This is a genomic window from Pseudogracilibacillus sp. SO10305 (genome assembly GCF_037072005.1).
GTDB lineage: Bacteria > Bacillota > Bacilli > Bacillales > Amphibacillaceae > Pseudogracilibacillus > Pseudogracilibacillus intestinigallinarum.
Genome location: NZ_JAXHDE010000015.1, coordinates 20,709 through 41,615 on the forward strand (window position 1 = coordinate 20,709; position 20,907 = coordinate 41,615).

At 33.8% G+C, this 20,907-nt stretch carries 27 protein-coding genes; 25 read left to right on the top strand and 2 right to left on the bottom strand.

The window, feature by feature from the left end; all coding sequences use genetic code 11:
- Positions 1-60: 60 nt before the first annotated feature.
- The 9 genes from SPD45_RS11520 (at position 61) to SPD45_RS11560 (ending at position 6,800) form a co-directional block, all read left to right on the top strand.
- Positions 61-1,458 (top strand): recombinase family protein, encoded by a 1,398-nt coding sequence (locus SPD45_RS11520; protein ID WP_336267916.1) that lies wholly within the window; start codon positions 61-63, stop codon positions 1,456-1,458.
- Positions 1,459-1,460: 2 nt separating this feature from the next.
- On the top strand, positions 1,461-1,790 hold the full coding sequence (locus tag SPD45_RS11525; protein WP_336267917.1) for a recombinase family protein: 330 nt from the start codon (positions 1,461-1,463) through the stop codon (positions 1,788-1,790).
- Positions 1,791-1,835: 45 nt separating this feature from the next.
- Positions 1,836-3,125: a recombinase family protein gene (locus SPD45_RS11530; RefSeq protein ID WP_336267918.1), complete on the top strand. Its 1,290-nt coding sequence runs from the start codon at positions 1,836-1,838 to the stop codon at positions 3,123-3,125.
- 47 nt (positions 3,126-3,172) lie between these two features.
- Positions 3,173-3,538: a hypothetical protein gene (locus tag SPD45_RS11535; RefSeq protein WP_336267919.1), complete on the top strand. Its 366-nt coding sequence runs from the start codon at positions 3,173-3,175 to the stop codon at positions 3,536-3,538.
- A 1-nt stretch (position 3,539) separates the two neighbouring features.
- A complete protein-coding gene (locus tag SPD45_RS11540) occupies positions 3,540-3,845 on the top strand; it encodes a DUF960 family protein (RefSeq protein WP_336267920.1) in 306 nt (101 codons plus the stop codon).
- A gap of 315 nt (positions 3,846-4,160) precedes the next feature.
- Positions 4,161-4,349, top strand: coding sequence for a hypothetical protein (locus tag SPD45_RS11545; protein WP_336267921.1), 189 nt, complete (start codon positions 4,161-4,163; stop codon positions 4,347-4,349).
- A gap of 12 nt (positions 4,350-4,361) precedes the next feature.
- The gene (locus SPD45_RS11550; RefSeq protein ID WP_336267923.1) at positions 4,362-4,910 is read left to right on the top strand and encodes a hypothetical protein; all 549 of its coding nucleotides are present in this window, start codon (positions 4,362-4,364) and stop codon (positions 4,908-4,910) included.
- Between the two features lie 5 nt (positions 4,911-4,915).
- Positions 4,916-5,161 carry an ABC-three component system middle component 6 gene (locus tag SPD45_RS11555; RefSeq protein ID WP_336267924.1) on the top strand — a complete coding sequence of 82 codons (246 nt, stop codon included), beginning with the start codon at positions 4,916-4,918 and terminating at the stop codon, positions 5,159-5,161.
- Positions 5,133-6,800: a hypothetical protein gene (locus SPD45_RS11560; RefSeq protein WP_336267925.1), complete on the top strand. Its 1,668-nt coding sequence runs from the start codon at positions 5,133-5,135 to the stop codon at positions 6,798-6,800. Before SPD45_RS11555 ends, SPD45_RS11560 begins: the two co-directional genes overlap by 29 nt.
- 174 nt (positions 6,801-6,974) lie before the next feature.
- On the opposite strand, the gene rlmH is transcribed toward SPD45_RS11560, so the two are convergent.
- Positions 6,975-7,454 carry a 23S rRNA (pseudouridine(1915)-N(3))-methyltransferase RlmH gene (gene rlmH, locus SPD45_RS11565; protein WP_336267926.1) on the bottom strand — a complete coding sequence of 160 codons (480 nt, stop codon included), beginning with the start codon at positions 7,452-7,454 and terminating at the stop codon, positions 6,975-6,977.
- A 270-nt stretch (positions 7,455-7,724) separates the two neighbouring features.
- On the opposite strand from rlmH, the gene hprK reads away from it, so the two are divergent.
- The 15 genes from hprK (at position 7,725) to rsmI (ending at position 18,131) form a co-directional block, all read left to right on the top strand.
- Positions 7,725-8,648: an HPr(Ser) kinase/phosphatase gene (gene hprK, locus SPD45_RS11570; protein WP_336267927.1), complete on the top strand. Its 924-nt coding sequence runs from the start codon at positions 7,725-7,727 to the stop codon at positions 8,646-8,648.
- Positions 8,649-8,870: 222 nt separating this feature from the next.
- Positions 8,871-10,571 (top strand): DNA polymerase III subunit gamma/tau, encoded by a 1,701-nt coding sequence (dnaX, locus tag SPD45_RS11575; RefSeq protein ID WP_336267928.1) that lies wholly within the window; start codon positions 8,871-8,873, stop codon positions 10,569-10,571.
- A 27-nt stretch (positions 10,572-10,598) separates the two neighbouring features.
- A complete protein-coding gene (locus SPD45_RS11580) occupies positions 10,599-10,913 on the top strand; it encodes a YbaB/EbfC family nucleoid-associated protein (RefSeq protein WP_336267929.1) in 315 nt (104 codons plus the stop codon).
- 30 nt (positions 10,914-10,943) lie between these two features.
- Positions 10,944-11,540: a recombination mediator RecR gene (gene recR / locus SPD45_RS11585; protein ID WP_336267930.1), complete on the top strand. Its 597-nt coding sequence runs from the start codon at positions 10,944-10,946 to the stop codon at positions 11,538-11,540.
- A 123-nt stretch (positions 11,541-11,663) separates the two neighbouring features.
- Positions 11,664-11,876 carry a YaaL family protein gene (locus tag SPD45_RS11590; RefSeq protein ID WP_336267931.1) on the top strand — a complete coding sequence of 71 codons (213 nt, stop codon included), beginning with the start codon at positions 11,664-11,666 and terminating at the stop codon, positions 11,874-11,876.
- Positions 11,877-11,942: 66 nt separating this feature from the next.
- A complete protein-coding gene (locus SPD45_RS11595; RefSeq protein ID WP_336267932.1) occupies positions 11,943-12,209 on the top strand; it encodes a pro-sigmaK processing inhibitor BofA family protein in 267 nt (88 codons plus the stop codon).
- A 171-nt stretch (positions 12,210-12,380) separates the two neighbouring features.
- Positions 12,381-13,022, top strand: coding sequence for a dTMP kinase (gene tmk / locus SPD45_RS11600; RefSeq protein ID WP_336267933.1), 642 nt, complete (start codon positions 12,381-12,383; stop codon positions 13,020-13,022).
- Complete coding sequence (locus SPD45_RS11605) at positions 13,019-13,348, top strand: cyclic-di-AMP receptor (RefSeq protein ID WP_336267934.1); 330 nt, start codon at positions 13,019-13,021, stop codon at positions 13,346-13,348. Before tmk ends, SPD45_RS11605 begins: the two co-directional genes overlap by 4 nt.
- A 12-nt stretch (positions 13,349-13,360) precedes the next feature.
- On the top strand, positions 13,361-13,795 hold the full coding sequence (locus SPD45_RS11610; protein WP_336267935.1) for a YaaR family protein: 435 nt from the start codon (positions 13,361-13,363) through the stop codon (positions 13,793-13,795).
- A gap of 20 nt (positions 13,796-13,815) precedes the next feature.
- Positions 13,816-14,808, top strand: coding sequence for a DNA polymerase III subunit delta' (holB, locus tag SPD45_RS11615; RefSeq protein WP_336267936.1), 993 nt, complete (start codon positions 13,816-13,818; stop codon positions 14,806-14,808).
- 12 nt (positions 14,809-14,820) lie between these two features.
- Positions 14,821-15,648 carry a PSP1 domain-containing protein gene (locus SPD45_RS11620; protein ID WP_336267937.1) on the top strand — a complete coding sequence of 276 codons (828 nt, stop codon included), beginning with the start codon at positions 14,821-14,823 and terminating at the stop codon, positions 15,646-15,648.
- Positions 15,649-15,663: 15 nt separating this feature from the next.
- The gene (gene yabA / locus SPD45_RS11625; RefSeq protein WP_336267938.1) at positions 15,664-16,002 is read left to right on the top strand and encodes a DNA replication initiation control protein YabA; all 339 of its coding nucleotides are present in this window, start codon (positions 15,664-15,666) and stop codon (positions 16,000-16,002) included.
- A 254-nt stretch (positions 16,003-16,256) separates the two neighbouring features.
- Positions 16,257-17,000 (top strand): tRNA1(Val) (adenine(37)-N6)-methyltransferase, encoded by a 744-nt coding sequence (locus SPD45_RS11630; protein ID WP_336267939.1) that lies wholly within the window; start codon positions 16,257-16,259, stop codon positions 16,998-17,000.
- Positions 16,990-17,259, top strand: coding sequence for a GIY-YIG nuclease family protein (locus SPD45_RS11635; RefSeq protein ID WP_336267940.1), 270 nt, complete (start codon positions 16,990-16,992; stop codon positions 17,257-17,259). The genes SPD45_RS11630 and SPD45_RS11635 overlap by 11 nt, the downstream gene beginning before the upstream one ends.
- Positions 17,259-18,131, top strand: a complete 873-nt coding sequence (gene rsmI / locus SPD45_RS11640) for a 16S rRNA (cytidine(1402)-2'-O)-methyltransferase (RefSeq protein ID WP_336267941.1) — start codon at positions 17,259-17,261, stop codon at positions 18,129-18,131. Before SPD45_RS11635 ends, rsmI begins: the two co-directional genes overlap by 1 nt.
- A 167-nt stretch (positions 18,132-18,298) precedes the next feature.
- Here the strand turns inward: rsmI and SPD45_RS11645 are convergent, their stop codons facing one another.
- Complete coding sequence (locus SPD45_RS11645; RefSeq protein ID WP_336267942.1) at positions 18,299-18,580, bottom strand: AbrB/MazE/SpoVT family DNA-binding domain-containing protein; 282 nt, start codon at positions 18,578-18,580, stop codon at positions 18,299-18,301.
- Between the two features lie 340 nt (positions 18,581-18,920).
- Between SPD45_RS11645 and metG the strand changes: the two genes are divergently transcribed.
- On the top strand, positions 18,921-20,858 hold the full coding sequence (metG, locus tag SPD45_RS11650) for a methionine--tRNA ligase (protein WP_442962022.1): 1,938 nt from the start codon (positions 18,921-18,923) through the stop codon (positions 20,856-20,858).
- Positions 20,859-20,907: the final 49 nt, after the last annotated feature.

Below are 20,907 nucleotides of genomic sequence, written 5' to 3' on the forward strand. Positions count from 1 at the left end.
CTGTTTTTATTGATATCTTGATTGAAACACTTGTAAGAGTTGAAGCTGAGGCGAAAGAAAATGACTAAAAAGGCAGTTATTTATGCTAGACAATCAACCGATTTGCAACAATCAATCCCAGCGCAGTTATCTGCGCTTAGGGATTGGATTAAGACGAATACTGACACAATGATTATGAACGAATTTCAGGATGTTATTAGTGGAAAAAACACAAACAGACCTGGTCTTCAAGCTCTAAAAAATTACATCAAAGAATTTAAGGTAGATAAGGTTGTTGTATGGCGCTATGATCGTTTAGCAAGAAACCTTGCAGACTTATCAGAATTTCTAGAGTCTTGTGTGGCGTTAAACATAAAAGTGATAAGCATTACAGAACCTTTATCTCAAGGGGATGATTCATTAGCTATGAATACGTTCCAAATATCTGTACTTGGCGCTTGGGCTGAATACCAGCGTAAAGTGTTCAAAGAGAACCAACAAATCGGCTTTATACAAAAATATAATGAAGGTCATATTATCTCATCACAAGTACCATACGGATATCGGTTAATTGATGGAGAGTTAATTATTGAAGAAGCTGAAGCCGACATTGTTAAAAGGATATTCGAAGACTATTCCGAAGGTATTGGGTATTCGAGGATTGCTGACTCACTTAATAGCCAAGGGCTTTTAAACCGTAATGGAAAAAGATGGGTAGTTGCTCGGATCGGTTCAATACTAAGGAATGACTTTTATATCGGTCAAGTTACGAGCAAGTACGGGATGAAAAACACTCATGACAAACCCCTTGTATCTAAAGAGTTATTTGAAGAGATTCAATCAATTCGTGAATCAAGGCAAGTGTTGAAAGAATGGGTGACTCGTCGTTTTATTCTTCGCAGAAAAATTATTTGTCCATATTGTGGGAGTGTCTGCACTCCTCAGCATGTAACTAACAACAATAGAACCTATTACTACTATCGATGTGCTAAAGCCACTTCAGATGGTACGAATCATTGTAAAGGTATTAACTTGAATGCTGTTGATGTTGAAAAAGAGACGGTTAAAAAAATTAAGAACTTCATCCAATCAACATCGATAAAAAAACAGATTAAAGAACAAGTCGAACTTAAAAATAGTGCTATAAGTTCTGAAAACAATCGGCAAGAGGAACGTTTAAAGACACGTCAAGAAAAGCTTTTAATTCGCTATGAGAATGGCGAACTAACTAATGATCGTCTTTATGAAGCACTTCGTAATTTAAATAAAAGAAAACAGAACATAAAAACCAATCCACTTATACCAGAAAACATAGTGGAACTGTTGGATATTAAATTGGAAGTTGATACAAACCCTACAGTTTCACATTATCTGCTTTATCAGGAAATCATTAATGAAATATACGTGAATGAAAATAAGGAAATCACTGCGATATATTTATCCAATCTTCCTTACGACATATTAGAAATGGGGGTATAAATTTGAGGAAAAACAATAAGATGCGAGCAGTTGGTTATGTACGGGTATCTACAAAAGAACAGGCTGTAGAAGGTTATTCTCTTTCTGCTCAAAAAGAACAAATTAAACGATATTGCGAAATGTATGATTTAGACTTAGTGAATATTTACTCTGATGAAGGGATAAGTGGTAAGAACCTAGAAGATAGGGAAGGTATTCAAGACTTAAGAGATGATGCTAAGGCAGGACTGTTTGATACCGTTATTATATGGAAGTTATCCAGGATTAGCAGAAGATTGCTTGATACTTTAACGCTTATCGATGAATTAAATACACATAAGATTCCTTTATAATCCATATCAGAGAAGGTGGATTTGTCTACCAGTACAGGTACCTTCATGGTTCAATTAATGGCTTCATTGAATGAATTAGAAAGAAACACAATTCGAGAAAACGTAGGACTGGGGCATAAAGTAAAGGCCAATAGTGGCGAATGGAACGGTGGAACAGTGTTAGGATATGATAATGTAAAAGGTGAAGGTGGAAAAAACAAGCTAGAAATAAACAAAGATGAAGCTGAAATTATAAGGTATATCTATAACACTTATCTAAACGGACATGGATATCGTTATATTGCGAATAGCCTAAATCATCAAGGCTATAAAACGAAGAGGGGAAACAGCTTCAGTACTATTGCAGTTAAAGATATCCTATTGAATCCACTTTATAAGGGTCAAATTCGTTATGGTATAAATGCAAGAGGGATCCCTGGATTAAAAGAGCAACCTATTACGGTTCAGGGACAGCATGAACCAATTGTGGATGTAGATATATGGGATAAAGTCCATGCTAGATGGGAAGTTACATCTAGTAAGCCTGCTCATAATCGTTTAGGTTCAAATGTTTTAACTGGTCTAATTAAATGTCCTGATTGTAAAGGACATATGGTTGTTAGTAATTCGACCTACAAATTAAAGTCTGGCAAAAGGGTAAGAAAAAGTTATTATGTATGTGGAGCATTCAAGAACAAAGGAGCAACTGTCTGTCGTGCAAATGGGATTGAAGTAAATAGTGCCGAAGCAAAGGTAGCTGAACGTTTTGATGAACTGATTGATTCGGAAAAATTACTAGAACACTTGATGTTTAAAATGCAAACCCGTTCCGTTGAGAATAAGGATCAATTAATAAAACACAAAAATTTCTTAACTGAGAAAATCGTGAAAAGTGAAGAACGAATTCATGATTATAATGATAAAATGGCTGAAGAGCCTGAATTAGCTGATGTTTGGCATCTAGCTATTATGAGGATTGAAGACGAAAAAGAAGAACTCGCATCGGAGTTATTAATTACCCAAAACAAACTAAAAGAAAAAAATGAAACACATGCACTAGATGTAGTTTCAAAGTTAATCACCGAGCTTATTGAAAAAATGAAATCGACTCAAACAAACAGACAGCTTAAAGAACTCTACCTAGCTTTTATTGACGAAATAAATTGGGATAAAGAAACATTCACTTTCGATATTAAACTATATTTCAATGAAGCAAATATAGCGGAATACTTAATAAATAAGCCAGACCCTGACGATCCATTAAGATTGTCACGTAAGGAAAATAATCAAGATGTACCAAAGGACCTTCCAAGTGGGAGGTCCTTTTTGTATGAACCAATAGAGATTTGGATATAGGGAATTCCCCGATTCCCCGATGATATTTAAAGACAGGAGAATAAAAAATGATAAAAATACAAACAATGGCGGACATTCAAGCTTTACAGAAAAACAAAGATTTACCCTCTTTTTATATAGAAGAAATTAAGTATCAATTTTCAATGTGGTATGAAGCTGACAATGATGGAGAATCACTTTATGAATTTTGTTTACCACCTTACTCTTGCATATACCACTTTGATAAAGCGACTGATATAAATGTATTTACTGCGTTGTGGAACGAGATAGAATACGTAGATGTCGAGAAAATAAATGGTCAGAAGTATTTCCGAATCGGAATTATGCACGATCACGAGATGTCTATTATTTATGCATTAGAAAAGACTTTACCACGCAGAATAGGGCAATTACTTGAAAGTGAGGGAGAATAGAATGTTTTCAAACAAGAAAGAAAGGTATATAACAAGAGCAATCGCTGACAATTTGCATATGGAAATCCAGATACTGCTTTGGGAGTTAATTGACCGCCAACAAGAACAAAGAGAGGAGTTAGATTATTTACAGGTATTTGAGCTAAAGAAGAAACATAATCAACAGCTAATCATTCATAGACAGGAAGAGCCAAAAAGAGTACGAGAATACACTATTGTGTTAAGACATGGATCGCCAGTGAATCTTACTGTATGGTGCATTGATGACGGTAGCTACCAAACTATGTTGTTTCCAAATGATTACTGACATTAAGAATGGGGCGCTAGTAAAAGCAGTTACCATAGAGTTTATGAGTTCGTTTCTAGAAGTGTTGACTAGAAAAAGAAAAAAATAGATGAATTCAGATGTGAAGAAGCGTTACAACCGTATAACATGATTGTAACGCTTCTTTTTTTCGTTATAACATTATTTGACTGGTATGATTACTCCAAACTATACAAATCTATCATGGTAAAACAAATACATTAGGCGCTAGTACAAGTTTGCTAATTTTCAATAGTCTCAAAGGCATCAGTTTATGGTAAAATATACTTACTATGATTATTTGAGTAGGTGATTATTTTGGAAAAGGTATCAATTATTTTAAGTATCGCTGCTTCAGTCGGCACAATTATTTCGCTATATTTAAATCGCAATTTAAAAAGAAATTTAGAAAGGATTAAACAACAGATTTCAGGTGACCGAAATATTCAATCAAAAGGCGACAATGTAGTAAATAATACTGGTGACAGTAACACCTTTAATCGCTAGGAGAGTGTTAAGATGTTAGGTAAACATAGGAATATAGATAGTTCAGGTGATGGTACGATAAATAATACAGGTGATGGAGCAAAATTTGAAATTAATAATTATGCTGGGCAGAAAAAGGTACTGAATAGAACTTATCTATTCGATTTCTGTTTAAAATTTTCAGTGATTGAAGATGTCCCAGAAAGCTATAATGGAGAGTTTACATCTGATTATGAGGGAAAAATGGAATATAATGAAATTGAGGTTTATAAAGATATATTTTTTGAGTGTGATCACTATCTTGATGATGTAGAAACAATTTTAGAAGGAATTCCGAAGAGACAAAGAATTCTGTCTAATATTAATAATAAGTATAAAAAAATCAAAAGGTTTGGCCAATGGGGTAATAAAGATGAATTATGTGAAGGTGTCTATGATTACTTAATTGATGTGATACAAAATGACAATAATTTTAAAGATATATATGTTGAGGATGCAGAATTGGCAATTCATGCCTTAATGTATTACGCCTTTACTAAGTGTAAATTGTTAGATCCTATTCCAATATCTACTACTGGGTGATTAATATGTTAATAGATAAAGATTCAAAACCGGAAGATACAATTTTGTATTTATCTGCACGAATTCTTCTTAAATTAAAAGAAATTGGCAAAATAAAGATAGCCCTTATTGATGAATTATATGAAGAAATTAATCAAAAACAACCTTACTTTAAATTTAATCTTGCCTTAAGTTTTTTATATCTTATTAACAAAGTAAAAATTGATGGGGGTGACTTAGTTTATGTACCTAAAAAGAATGAAAATATTTGAGAGTATTGGTGAAAAAAAAGAAATAAGAAATATACAATTTAAACCGGGGTTGAATATTGTTGTAGATGATTCTCCGAGCTCGGATACAAGTCAGGGTAATAATGTTGGTAAAACTACTTTTTTGAAGTTAATAGACATTTGTTTAGGTGCAAGAGATAAGAAATATATTTGGACTGATAATGATACAGGTAGTGAAACTACAACTTTAAAAAATTATATTCATGATAGCAAAATCAATGCAGAACTTGAAATTAGAAATGAGAGAACAGTTTACTCCCTAAGAGTTGAACTTTTTAATAATGGTAGAAGATATATAAATAATGAGCCATATTCATATGATAATTATGTTGAAAAGTTAAATGAAATTATATTTAATATCGAAAAGCCACCAAGTTTTAGACAGTTGATTGGAAAGTTTATTAGGATTAAGCAAAAAGAGGATACCAATACATTTTTAAAGTATTTGCATCAAAACACTACAAATGCTGAATATAAAAATATTTACGAATTTTTATTTAAACTTACCTCTCTTGAGGACAGTGAAAGAAAATTAGAACTTTATAATGAAATTGAGCAGATTAAAAAAGATATTGACCAGCTGATAAAGCTTCATAATTTTTCTAATATCGATGACCTTAGTGAAAGGATAAGAATAGTCCAGAAATCTGTTCGTGAGCTTGAAGTAAAATTTAAGACATTGATTAATGCAGAGGAGTATGAACAGAATATTGATGTAATTACAAACGTAAAAGCAGAGATTAACACAATTAACGATTCAATTGAATCATTGTTATTTAAGAAAACAAAAATAGAAAGAATATTATCAAATGAAGAAGAAAGACACGGAGATTTTGATGAATCAATTCTATTAGATTTTTATAAAGATATACAACGCTCTTTAGGTGAAGTTACTAAGGAGTTTGATGATCTTATTAAGTTTAATAATAGCATAAGGCAAAATAAAATAAATTACTATTATAAGCGAATAAGAATACTAAATTCAGATTTGGAGGAAATGTTTAGAATTAGGGCATCGATTATTAAGAATAATAAAAATTTAATAAGTATAATTGATGAATCTAACTTTAAGGAATTTGAAAGTGTACATAAAGAGTTGATAGAACAAAGCCAACAATTAGGTGTAATGTCTAAGGTGCAAGAAATATACAATGATTTAAATAAGCAATTAGACAAAAAAAATGAAGAATATGATGGAATGAGTAAGAAGGATGATTCATCTAATAACCTATCTAGATTTAATGAGTATCTAACCACTTTCAGTAATGAGGTATTTGGGCAACGTTTATATTTAACAAAACAAGATACATTCCCGTTAAAATTGTCTAATGTAGATGAGGGGCTAGGTACTGGTTATCGTAAGACAATTACTCTATTGTTGGATATCGCCTATGTATCTTTTATACAAGAACTTGAGCTAGATTATCCTAAATTTTTTATTCACGATGTTTTGGAAACAGTAGATGAACATAATTTAAATAAAATAGTGAAATTTATAAATGAGAATGGAAGCCAATTTGTTTTTGCCATTCTCAATGAAAAAATAAAAGATTATTCCTTTATAAGTGAAGAAGATAAGGTATTAAGATTATCAAAAAACAATAAACTTTTTGGGATTTAACTTAATTTTTTCGATTTAAACACCTTGCATATAAGGTGTTTAAATCGAAATCATTATACATCAATATCTCTAAGAATAAAGCCTTTCTTTACAATGAAACAGGATAACATTTAAAATAAAATTCATCTAAATATATAATGTGAACCGAACTATCCAGACTGCAAATTTTTATCATCATTTATGATACGGTTCCCCCCTCATAATCTTAAATCCTCTATACACTTGCTCTAATAAAATAAGTTTCATCAATTGATGTGGGAAGGTCATTTTTGAAAAGGAAAGTTTCATATTCGCTCGTTTTAGGACATCGTCACTTAAACCGTTTGAACCGCCAATCACGAACACGATCGAACTTTTTCCGTGGATGCCTAATGTTTCTATTTCTTTTGCAAGTTGCTCAGAAGAAAATTGCTTGCCTAAAACATCTAATGCAATCACATACTGGCCATCTTTTATTTTGGATAAAATTTTCGTACCTTCTTTATGTTTTACCTCTAAAAGTTGTTTTTCACTTAAATGTTCAGGGGCTTGTTCATCAGCAATTTCATGAAATGTTAATTTACAATAAGATTGTAACCTTTTTGTAAATTCTTCTATCCCTAATTTTAAATACTTTTCACGTACTTTTCCTACTGAAATTATTGATATATTCATGTTTTTTCCTCATTTCAACGTACTTTATAACATAACATCATTATACAAAAGGTATCCTAAAAAAGGGAGGAATTGATGTGTGTATTTTTTACGAATTATATGGATTTTTAATTGATGAAAAAGGGAAGAATAGGCATAGAAAGAAAAATTTTGCATATAATTGTGACGAGTTTTTGAAAACGAATACAATTAATGTAAAATGATGTATAAAAGTTGTATGATAAGAAAAGGATACGATTAGGATGAAGAGAGACAATAGGGTGATAATAGATGGATAAAACAATTAGTGTCGAAAGGCTTGTGCGTGTTTTTAAGTTAAAAGTATTAACGGAGGCCGACTATTTAGATAGAGAAGTGACGAGGGCAAATGCAAGAAGACCTGGACTTGAATTTACTAAGTTTATGGATTATTTTCCGAAAGGGCATGTATTTGTACTTGGAGAAAATGAAATTCATTATTTAAAATCATTGCCGGAAGAAGAGCGCGATGAACAAGTGGCAACATTAGTAAAATATGGACCACCTAGCATTATCGTAACGGACGGAAGAGATGATTTGGAGTATTTACCGAAATATTGTAAACGACACCATATTCCGCTGCTCGTTACAGAAGATACAAACTATGAATTCATTCGAAAAATTGATAATTTCTTAATTAAAGAATTGGCACCGGAAATTGCTATTCATGGGGTATGTGTAAATGTATTTGGCATTGGAGTGTTAGTTCGAGGGGCTTCAGGTGTAGGAAAGAGTGAAACGGCCCATTCATTAGTTGGTAGAGGGCATCGCTTAGTCGCAGATGATATCGTCGTCTTAAAAAAATTAAGTCCACGTACATTACTTGGCACACATAACGGAACGAATAAGGAACTACTATCTTTACGTAGTATTGGATTGTTAAATGTTGTGCGCATGTATGGACGAAGTGCATTTCAAGATGAGTCGAGAATTGCATTAGATATCGAATTGACGAAGTGGAAAGAAGACGAATTGTATAATGATTTAGAAGTAGAAACGAAATTTACAGAGTATATGGATGTAAAAATTCCTTCGATTGAAATCCAGTTGAAACCCGGACGTGATGTCGTTGGACTTATTGAAGCGGCCGTCAATAATTGGTACTTAAAACAACAAGGTTATAGTGCAAAAGATGAATTTATTAAACGAATCGAAGAAGAAATTGACGCCGAATAACATATAAAAGTTAAGTGTAAAGCGGCATGATTAAAAGAAACAATAATAGGAAAGAGACTTCTATAAAAGGTGAATGATAGAAGTTTCTTTTTTATTTTTACTTGAAAAGGAAGAAATGTACACCATTCTAATCCAAAATAAGAAAACCTTTCTAAACAGTTCAAAACATAGACGATATGCGATATAATAGATAAGAAATCTAACGAAGGGATTTAACGCCAAATGAGTTATCAAGCATTGTACCGTACGTACCGACCGAGAACATTTGAAGATGTTGTTGGACAATCGCATATTACACAAACATTGCAAAATGCTATTTCAACTGGTAAGTTTTCACATGCTTATTTGTTTTCAGGCCCTCGTGGAACGGGAAAAACGAGTGCAGCGAAGATTTTTGCACAAACGATTAACTGTGAGAAAATGCCTGCAACAGAACCTTGTAATGAATGTGCTAGTTGTAAAGGGATTTTAGATGGCTCGATTCAAGATGTCATCGAAATTGATGCTGCATCTAATACAAGTGTCGATGATATTCGTGATATTCGAGAGAAAGTAAAATATGCTTCTAGTGTCGTACCATATAAAGTATATATTATTGATGAAGTGCATATGATTTCGGTTAACGCATTTAATGCCCTTTTAAAAACGTTAGAAGAACCACCTGCACATGTCGTATTCATTTTAGCGACGACAGAACCGCATAAAATTCCACTGACAATTATCTCAAGATGCCAACGCTTTGACTTTAAACCAATACATAATAGAGTAATCATAGAACGTATGAGAACTATTATGGAAAAAGAAGCTGTAAACATTACAGATGAAGCGTTAGAGCAAATTGCACTAGCTGCTGAAGGTGGAATGCGTGATGCATTAAGCTTATTAGATCAGGCCATTTCATATAGCGATGAGCAAATTGAAATAAAAGATGTTTTAACTGTAACAGGTGGCGTATCACAAGATGTATTAACGAATATTGCACATACGATGTATGAAAGAAATTCGGAAGAAACATTACGCTTATTTGATGAGATGGTTGAGAATGGAAAAGATCCAGGTCGTTTCGTATTTGACTTTATTTATTTCTTGCGTGACGTCTTGTTTTATAAAGCGACACCTAAGCTACAAGATCATTTAGAGCGAGCGATTGTGACAGAGTCATTTCAGCAGTTAACAGATAAAGTGGATGTAGGGTGGATTCAACATGCCATCGTACAGTTAACAGAATGTGAACAACAAATTAAATGGACGACAAGTCCGAAAGTGTTTGTAGAAGTAACATTATTAATGATTGCAAATGAGCAAAAAAACGAGCCAGAAGTACTTCGGCAAGCAGTGCCATCACATGAAATAAAACAGCTAACAGAACGATTACATGCGTTAGAAGAACAGTTGGCAAATATGAAAAATGAAGGCGTGCAACAGGCGCCACCAAAAGAACAACGAAAACCGATGGCAAAACAACAAAGCACATTTAAAGTACCACATGAGCAAATTCGTTCTGTATTAGATAATGCTAGTAAAGCAGATATCGTGAAAATTCGTAATGAATGGGCGAATTTCTTAGATCAATTAAAAGCGGCAAACCCACAAGCACATGCGACGATACAGAATACAAACCCTGCTGCAGCATCAACAGATGCGATTATTGTTGCATTTAAATATGAAATTCATTGTTCTTTATTTATGGATCATAAAGGGTTGGCGGAATCTATTTTAGCGAATGTACTTTCTAATCATGTACGTATCATCCCAATACCAGAGGAAAATTGGTTACAAGTACGTGAAGATTATATTCAAAATAAGGGAGCTAATCATACAGATTCTGATTCAAAGGAAGAGCAGGAAGAACAAGAAGTTGAACCTCATATAGAGCAAGCACAACAGCTCTTTGGGGAAGACGTAGTGGAAATACAAGAATAAATTTTATATTTTTAGGAGGAGTTATCCATGAAAGGTAATATGGGAAATATGATGAAACAAATGCAGAAGATGCAAAAACAAATGTTAAAGGCACAAGAGGAATTATTAGCGAAGGAATTTACTGCATCTGTTGGTGGTGGAATGGTAACCGTAACAGCTGATGGAAGCAGAAATGTTACTGGAATTAGCATAAATGAAGAAGCAGTAGACCCGGACGACGTAGAAATGTTAGAAGACTTAGTTTTAGCAGCAATTAACGATGTGATGAAACAAATTGAAACAGAAACAGAACAAACGATGGGTAAATTTACAAAAGGCTTAAACATGCCAGGAATGTTTTAATTTATTTTATCGCCTTTAGGAGGCATCGTAATGTATTATCCAGAACCAATATCGAAATTAATTGATAGTTTCACTAAATTGCCAGGTATCGGTCCGAAAACAGCTGTCCGTCTGGCTTTTTTCGTCATCGACATGAATGACGATGATGTAGTAGATTTTGCCAAAGCTTTAGTAAGTGCGAAGCGAGAATTATCTCATTGTGCGATTTGTGGCCATATAACAGATAAAGAAACATGTGCTATATGTACGGATCCTTCCAGAGATGACAGCATTATTTGTGTAGTGGAAGATTCACGTGATGTCATCGCAATGGAAAAAATGCGTGAATTTAATGGAAGATACCATGTATTACACGGGTCTATTTCACCGATGGATGGCATTGGGCCGGAAGATATTAATGTTCCTAGCTTAATCCAACGATTAAAAGATAATAATGTGGAAGAAATTATTTTAGCGACAAACCCGAATATTGAAGGGGAAGCAACGGCAATGTATATTTCGCGTCTCGTGAAACCGTCGGGAATTAAAGCTTCTCGTATTGCACACGGTTTGCCAGTTGGTGGAGACTTAGAATATGCGGATGAAGTAACATTAGCAAAGTCATTAGAAGGTCGACGCGAGTTATAACGATACAAAAATAAATTTTATAAGGCGGAAACGACTGAGTAAACCTTTCTTTACTTCAGTCGTTACGACCGAACGATGCAATGTACATGACATAATATATTCCAAACGACAAGGTGATGTTACATGAGGAGAAAAAAGTATAAAAAAATTGCCGATCAAGCGTTATTAGATGCAATTTTTGATGCGGAAAGGGAATGGAAACATTTACGACGCATCGTAGAAAATAGTATCGATCCGATGTTGGAAACAGAGCAACATGTAAAATTAGCGGAAGCAAAATATATGTTTTTATTAAAAGAAGCGAAAAGAAGAAAAGTGAGTGTCCTACAGTATTAGCGGGTATTTGTTCTATTTCTTCTCTCTCTTTCATATATTGATGAAAAAGGGAAGAGGGAGAGAATCATGAATACGATTACCGTTACAATTGTAGGGCTTTTTATTTTTACTTTATTTTATATTATTGTACGAGCACCAAAGGGGGCCATGTCGTTTTTAGGAAAGGGAGCCGTTCGCTTAACGATTGGTTTGTTGCTGTTATTTTTCTTTAATGTATTTGGTGGTCAATTAGGGTTACATATTCCTATTAACGTATTTACTGTTGCGGTTACGTCTATATTAGGTCCTTTAGGCATTATTTCTATCGCTGCGGTTCACATTTTTGTCTTGTAAGATTTTTTCATAGAAAAATATTTACTGAGAAAGCAGGAAAACGTCCTCGATTATTTAAATATATGTAGAAATCATGATACAATAGAGGGAAGGGAAGGAAGTATTTCTATAGAAATATAATCGTCTGTAACCAATACGTGTAAGATGATGGATGTAAAGGGAGCTAAGGTTGTGGAACATAACTTTATTACTATTGAAGGTGGCGAAGGGGCAGGAAAAACAACTGTCATAAAGCTTGTAGAGGAAAAACTTAGGCAAGCCGGATATGAAGTGTTAGTAACGAGAGAGCCAGGCGGAATAAGTACATCTGAAAAAATAAGGGAGATAGTATTACACTCTCCACAAAACGAGATGGAAGAAAGGACCGAGGCATTATTGTTTGCTGCGGCTCGACGCCAACATTTAGTACAGAAGGTAAAGCCAGCGATTAAAGCTGGAAAAATTGTTCTATGCGACCGGTTCATTGATAGTAGCCTTGCTTATCAAGGGTATGCGCGTGGTATTGGCATAGACGAAGTGTATAAAATAAATGAATTTGCGATTGACACATATATGCCAGCATTAACGATCTTTTTTGATATTACACCTGAAGAAGGGTTAAAAAGGATCAATGCGAACGAAGAACGAGAAGTAAATCGTTTAGACTTGGAAAAAATAGATTTTCATCAAAGGGTATATGATGGTTATCAATTGTTGTTACAGCAATTTTCAGACCGTATTCAATCGGTGGATGCGATGAAGACAATCGAAGAAGTGACAGATGAAGTATATACAAAAATTATTACTCATTTGAAAGGAGAGGCTTCAATATGAAATTAATTATTGCCGTAGTTCAAGATAAAGATTCGAATAGACTAATTAACGCGTTAGCAGAAGAAAACTTCCAAACGACTAAATTAGCAACGACAGGTGGATTTTTAAAAGAAGGTAACACGACTTTAATGATCGGATGCCAAAACGAACATATTGATGATGCGTTACGTATTATTAAAGAAAATTGTTCACAACGCGAACAAATGGTAGCACCTATTTCTCCGATGGGTGGTAATGCGGATTCTTACATTCCGAAGCCTGTAAAAGTAGAAGTAGGCGGAGCAACGGTGTTTATTTTACCAATTGAATCTTTTTACCGTTTTTAAAGGAGATATAACATGAAAATTGGTCAGGAAATACGTTCGAAAGTGGAACAAGTTACGCCAAAAAGAGTACAAGAAGGAAAAAAAGATTTCCAGCAATTCATTCAGACACAAACACAACATTTAGAAGAAAAAGAACTGAAGAAATTAATAGACGATATTACAGAACAAGGAAAGAAAATAGCCCGTTTTCGTTCGTTTAAAGATTTGGCGAAATTTAAACGAATGGTGAAAGAGTTTTTACAAAAAACTGTTTATGACGGGCTTTCTTTGCATGAATCGAGAAGCTTCCATGTAAATAGTTTTAATCATAAGTTAACGACGGTGAATGAAATTGATGAGAAATTAGTCCAATTAACAGAAGAAGTTATGGACCAAGAAAAGAAAAACGTTGACTTGTTAGGACTAATAGGTGAAATTGAAGGGCTTTTAATTAATTTATATACTTAAAAATAAAGGAAGTAATTAGCATGAAATCATGGGAACAATTGCGGGAGGTACAACCACTTGCAGGGAAAATTATGATGAATAGCTTTTTAAAAAATCGTGTGTCTCATGCTTATTTAATTCAAGGGACGAGAGGGACGGGGAAAAAGACGTTTGCAACGATGATTGCAATGACAATTTTTTGCCCGAATGTAAACAATGTGGAACCTTGTCAGTCTTGTCATACGTGTAAACGTATTTTATCAGGAAACCATCCAGATGTTCATTGGATTGAGCCGGAAGGGAAATCAATTAAAACCGAACAAATACGCGCTTTACAACATGAGTTTGGATATCGCGGGATGGAAAGTGCCAAGAAGGTATATATTATTACGAATGCAGAAGCATTGACGGTGAATGCGTCCAATCGTATTTTAAAGTTTTTAGAAGAACCAGAAGTAGAAACTACAGCACTTTTGTTAACAGATAACGGTCAAAGCATTATTCCAACGATTCAGTCTCGTTGTCAAATATTGGAGTTAAAACCGTTACAACAGAAGGCTTTTATTAATAGATTAATGGCAGATAATGATATCGCGATTAATGAATCACAATCGCGACTTATTAGTGCGTTAACGAATAATATAAGTGAAGCTAGAACATTACATGAAGAAGAAAAAGTGTATGAAATAAAAGATGTAGTATACCAGCTCATTTATCAATTAATTGCTAATTATGAAGATCGTTATTTATTTATGCACCAAACATATTTGCCTAAAATAAAAGATAAACAAGACCAAGAACTAGGTTTAGATTTAATGCTACTAGCTTTTAAAGATATATTGAATTTTCGTAATCAACGAGTAGAGCAATTATTATTTTTCCAATCAAATGATGGATTGTTAAATAGAGCAATCGAGCAATTTTCAGAGCAAAGATTACTTCATATATTACAAGCTATATTAGAAGCGAAGCAAAAATTAAATCAAAATGTTCATCCAACATTAGTAATGGAGCAGCTCGTATTACGTTTTTAGGGGTGGGTTATGATGATAGAAGTAATCGGAGTCCGTTTTAAAAAGGCGGGAAAGATTTACTATTTTGATCCGAATGACTTTCAAGTTGATATAGATGACTACGTAATTGTAGAGACAGCAAGAGGTATAGAGTTTGGAGAGGTTGTTCTCGTAAATAAAGACGTAGAAGAAGATGACGTCGTATTACCGTTGAAAAAGGTATTACGTATTGCAACGACAGAAGATAAGGAAAATGTTGCGGAAAACGAACGATTAGCAAGTGAAGCATTATCTTTATGTATTCATAAAGTAGAAACACATAAATTAGATATGAATATTGTCGATGTGGAATATACGTTTGATCGAAACAAAATTATATTTTACTTTACTGCTGAGGGTAGAATCGATTTTCGTGATTTAGTAAAAGACTTAGCAGCGAAGTTTAAAACACGTATTGAATTACGTCAAATTGGTGTAAGAGATGAAGCGAAATTATTAGGTGGTATAGGTCCTTGTGGTCGAATGTTATGTTGTTCAACATTTTTAGGAGACTTTGATCCAGTATCGATAAAAATGGCTAAAGACCAAAGTTTATCCTTAAATCCTGCCAAAATATCAGGCCTATGTGGTCGTCTCATGTGTTGTTTAAAATATGAAAATGACCATTATGAAACAGCGAAAAAGCAGTTACCGGACGTTGGTGAAAAAATTCATACGACAGAAGGAGCTGGGAAGGTCGTAGGATTAAACTTATTGGAAAACATTGTACAAATTCAACTATTTGAAAATGAGGCAATCATCGATTATACATTAAACGAATTAATTAGTGAAGAACTTATTTCAATACCAGTAACGGAGTAAAAGAGGTGGGTAGGATTGAATAAGAGGCAAATTTTTGATCAAGTTTCACATATGGAAACACAAATCGGTGAACTATATGAACAGTTAGGAAACTTAAAAAAAGATTTAAGCGATATTATCGAAGAAAATCACCGTCTAGAAATCGAAAATAACCATTTACGACAGTATTTAAATAAAGAAAATGGGGAGCCAGAAGCAGATACATCAGAATCTGGAGATGGCACAACGTTACCGGGTGAGGGATTCGATAATTTAGCGCGAATTTATAAAGAAGGTTTTCATATTTGTCATATGCAATTCGGTAGTCCCAGAACAGATGAAGATTGTTTGTTTTGCCTCGAATTATTTGGCTAATTGTACACGAAACACTGCTCTCTATACGGAAAGCAGTGTTTTTTTATATGATAATATAAGCGGATAATAGCTAGAAGTACATATAATAATGAAATATAATAGTACATAAACATTATAAACGTACATATAGCTATAAAGCCGTTTGAATAATTGTAAAAGAGTGCGATGGAAGGTTTGTTAGGAAATGTTGCACTTATAACTATGATAAAAAATACTTTTATGAGGAAATTTTTAGACTTGTTAGGAGGGACAGGATGGAAACATTAATGGGAGATGAACGATTAGACTATTTATTGATTGATGAAACAATGAAAATAATTCAAAGTCCTACCGTTTTTTCTTATTCTTTAGATGCAGTATTATTAGCACAATTTGCATATATGCCGATTAATCGTGGCGATATTTTAGACTTATGTACAGGGAATGGTGCTATCCCTCTATTACTATCAAAACGTACTAAAGGGACGATTACTGGGTTGGAAATTCAACCACGTTTAGCACATATGGCAAGTAGAAGTGTCGCTTTAAATAATATGGAGGATCGCATTCATATCGTGGAAGGAGATTTAAAGGAGCGACATGCAGCAATTAAGCAAAGCTTTTATGATGTTGTTACTTGTAATCCACCTTATTTCGCGACACCGAAAGATACAGAACATAACGTAAATGAACACTTAACGATTGCACGACATGAAGTATTATGTACGTTAGAAGACGTGATTAAAGCGTGTAAACTGTATGTAAAACCAGGTGGGAAAATATCAATCGTTCACAGACCGGAACGTTTAACAGATTTAATTACATTGTTTAGGCAATATAAAATGGAACCGAAAAGAATGCAGCTCGTTTATCCAAAGATGGGAAAACCTGCAAACACTTTGTTAATAGAAGGGGTTAGAGATGGAAAACCTGGTTTAACCATTTTATCCCCATTATATATTTATGAAGAGGATGAAACATATACAGAAGAGGCTAGGAAGATTATCTATGGAAAATGATCATTTCGTTTACATATTACAATGTAAAGATGATACTTTATATACTGGTTATGCAGTAGATGTTGAAAAACGTTTAAAAGTGCATGAAAGTGGAAAAGGTGCAAAATATACGAGAGGTCGAGGCCCTTTTGAAGTCGTTTATGTGGAGCAATGTTCTTCTAAATCGGCCGCATTAAAAAGAGAATATGAAATAAAAAAAATGCGCCGCGAGGAGAAGGAAATAATGATCCAACAATATGAAAAAGGGGAGAAAACGTAATGTTCGTACAAAATAGTTTTGAAAAAGAAGCGGAAGGTATTTTATATTTAGTACCAACACCAATTGGAAATTTAGAAGATATCACATTTCGTGCACTAGAAACATTGAAAAAAGTAGATGTTATTGCAGCGGAGGATACACGTCATACACAGAAATTATTAAATCACTTTCATATTCAAAAGGAACTGATTAGTTACCATGAACATAATCGGATGGAAAGAGTTCCACAATTATTACAACGGCTTGAGGCGAAAGAAACGATTGCATTAGTAAGTGATGCTGGAATGCCGGCTATTTCGGATCCAGGCTATGAATTAGTTCGTGCGGTGACAGAAAAACAGATACACGTCATTCCACTTCCAGGGGCAAATGCTGCTACAACAGCATTAATTGCATCGGGATTGCCGACAGATGCATTTTATTTTTATGGGTTTTTGCCACGTAAAAAACAAGAAAAAGAAGATGCTTTATCCTATATAGGAAAATTACCAGCTACTATTATTTTATATGAATCGCCTTATCGAATAAAAGATACGCTGAAAATGATGGAGAAAGTACTCGGCAATCGCGATATTGTGTTAGCAAGGGAATTAACGAAGCTTTATGAACAATTTGTTCGTGGGTCTGTAAAAGACGTAATAAAGTGGTTAGATACAAATGAAATAAAAGGCGAATGTTGTATCCTTATTGAAGGTGCAAAAGAAGCAATGTTGGAAGACGAAAATATTTGGTGGGAAAATCTTTCGATAGAAGCACATGTACAAACCTATGAAACGAAAGAAGGGTTATCAAATAAAGAAGCAATGAAACGAGTGGCAAAAGATCGTCGTATTTCAAAAAGAGAAGTTTATCAGCATATCCATATTAAATAAGTGTGAAAACGGTTAAAATTTAAGCTGAGATAAGTAAAACGTGCATTGATCGAACGCTTTGTACGAAATCTCAGCTTATGTGTCCATGTTTTGATTGAAGATAGATAAAATATTTATATTTGTAGACTGTATAGAATGTGCAATATTCTACCTATCTAGTATGTTAGTTAAACTAGTTGAAAAATGTTGCTTAGTTCGTCCATTAACTCTTTAGCCCCGTTCGGACTTAAAACTAGTTTACCGTTTGCAAGAGCAATGTTATCAGATGTACTCTCACCTGTAATGTGACAAGCCATATTAGGTACGTATTTTTTAAGAACGATTTGGTCTCCGTCCACATAGATTTCAATCGCATCTTTTTCTTTAATATCCAATGATCTTCTTAATTCAATTGGAATAACGACTCTACCTAGCTCATCTACTTTTCTAACCATACCAGTAGATTTCATTGTAATCTTCAATCTCCTTTCCAAAATATTCATTATAAGAATTAATTATATACATATTATACATGAATTTATATATATGAGAAGGAAAATACTTATAAAAAACTTAAATAATGCGAATAAATTTAGAATTAATTCAGATTAACCAATATAAACAGTGAAAATGAGTCTTAAATGATAAGTTTTATTTAATTTTACTAGGCAAAAAGAACTGTATAAGGAAAACGAATATTTTATTATGGAAATAATGTAATATACTTTATAAATGAATAGAAAATCGCTACAATATAGCTAATCAATATAGTAAAATGTAGATAATTGTTATAAAAGAGGAGATAGAAACATGGCAAATGAAAACAAAACGTTTTATATAACAACGCCGATTTATTATCCGAGTGGTAATTTACATATCGGTCACGCATATACAACGGTTGCTGGAGATGCGATGGCGAGATATAAACGATTACGTGGCTATGATGTAATGTATTTAACAGGTACAGATGAACATGGTCAGAAAATCCAGAAGGCGGCAGAAGAGGTTGGAAAAACACCTCAAGTTTATTTAGATGAAATGATTGCAGGCATTAAAGACTTATGGAAAAAACTTGATATCTCTTATGATGATTTTATTCGAACGACAGAGACACGTCATAAAGATGTTGTACAAAAGATTTTCCAACGATTAGTGGATCAAGGGGATATATATTTAGATATTTATGAAGGTTGGTACTGTACTCCTTGTGAATCATTTTTTACAGAAAGACAGTTAGAAGATGGAAAATGTCCAGACTGTCATCGTCCGGTTGAAAAAGTAAAAGAGGAGTCATACTTCTTTAAGATGAGTAAATATGCAGACCGTTTATTGCAATTTTACGAAGAGAATCCTGAATTTATTCAGCCAGAATCACGTAAAAATGAAATGATCAACAACTTTATCAAGCCGGGATTAGAGGACCTAGCAGTATCTCGAACAACTTTTGATTGGGGAATACAAGTACCAGAAAATCCAAAACATGTTATTTATGTATGGATTGATGCACTGACGAACTATATTACCGCATTAGGGTACGGAACAGATAATGAAGAGAAGTATAAAAAGTATTGGCCGGCAAATGTTCATTTAGTTGGAAAGGAAATCGTTCGTTTCCATACGATCTATTGGCCAATTATGTTAATGGCGTTAGATTTACCTTTACCGAAAAAGGTATTTGCGCACGGTTGGCTTTTAATGAAAGATGGAAAAATGTCTAAATCGAAAGGGAATGTCGTCGATCCTGTTACTTTAATTGATGATTATGGGTTAGATGCATTACGTTATTATTTATTACGTGAAGTTCCGTTCGGTTCAGATGGGGTGTTCACACCGGAGGGATTTGTAGAGCGTATTAACTTTGATTTAGCGAATGATTTAGGGAACTTATTAAATCGTACGGTCGCAATGATTGGGAAATATTTTGATGGAGAAATTCCAACATTTCGCTCTAAAGAAGAGGCTGTAGATGAATCATTAGAAACATTAATGGATGAAACGATTGAAAAAGTTCAATCATCGATGGATAAAATGGAGTTTTCTGTCGCATTAAGTGCTATTTGGCATTTAGTTAGCCGTACGAATAAATATATTGATGAAACAGAGCCATGGAAATTAATTAAAGATGAAACAAAGCGTGACCGATTAGGAAATGTGATGGCACATCTAGTGGAAGCATTACGTACGGTTGCAATTATGATCCGTCCGTTCTTAACAGAGACGCCAGTTAAAATGTTTGAACAATTAGGTATTACAGATGAAACACACCAAAATTGGGAGTCTCTAACAGAGCGTGGCATTGTGCCAGCAGGTACGAAAGTACAAAAAGGTAAGCCAATTTTCCCTCGTTTAGAAATGGAGGAGGAAGTTGCCTCTATTAAGGCGAAAATGAGTAAACCGGAAGAAAAAGTAGAAGAAGAGTCAAATGAAATTACATTTGATGAATTTACGAAAGTTGATTTACGTGTTGGCGAAGTGTTACAAGCAGAAAAAATGAAAAATGCTGATAAATTGCTAAAACTACAAATCGACTTAGGAAGTGAACAACGTCAAATTATTTCAGGTATTGCACAATATTATGAACCTGAAGCTTTAGTTGGTCGCAAAGTAATTGTGGTAGCGAATTTAAAACCAGTAAAACTTCGTGGCGAAATGTCAGAAGGTATGATTCTTTCTGGAGAAGATGAAGATGGTACATTATCACTTGCGACAGTAAGTGGTGCATTACCGAATGGATCTGTCGTAAAATAAAAGAATATACAATAATAAATAGATGAAAGGATGGGGGAGTGAAAGAGGA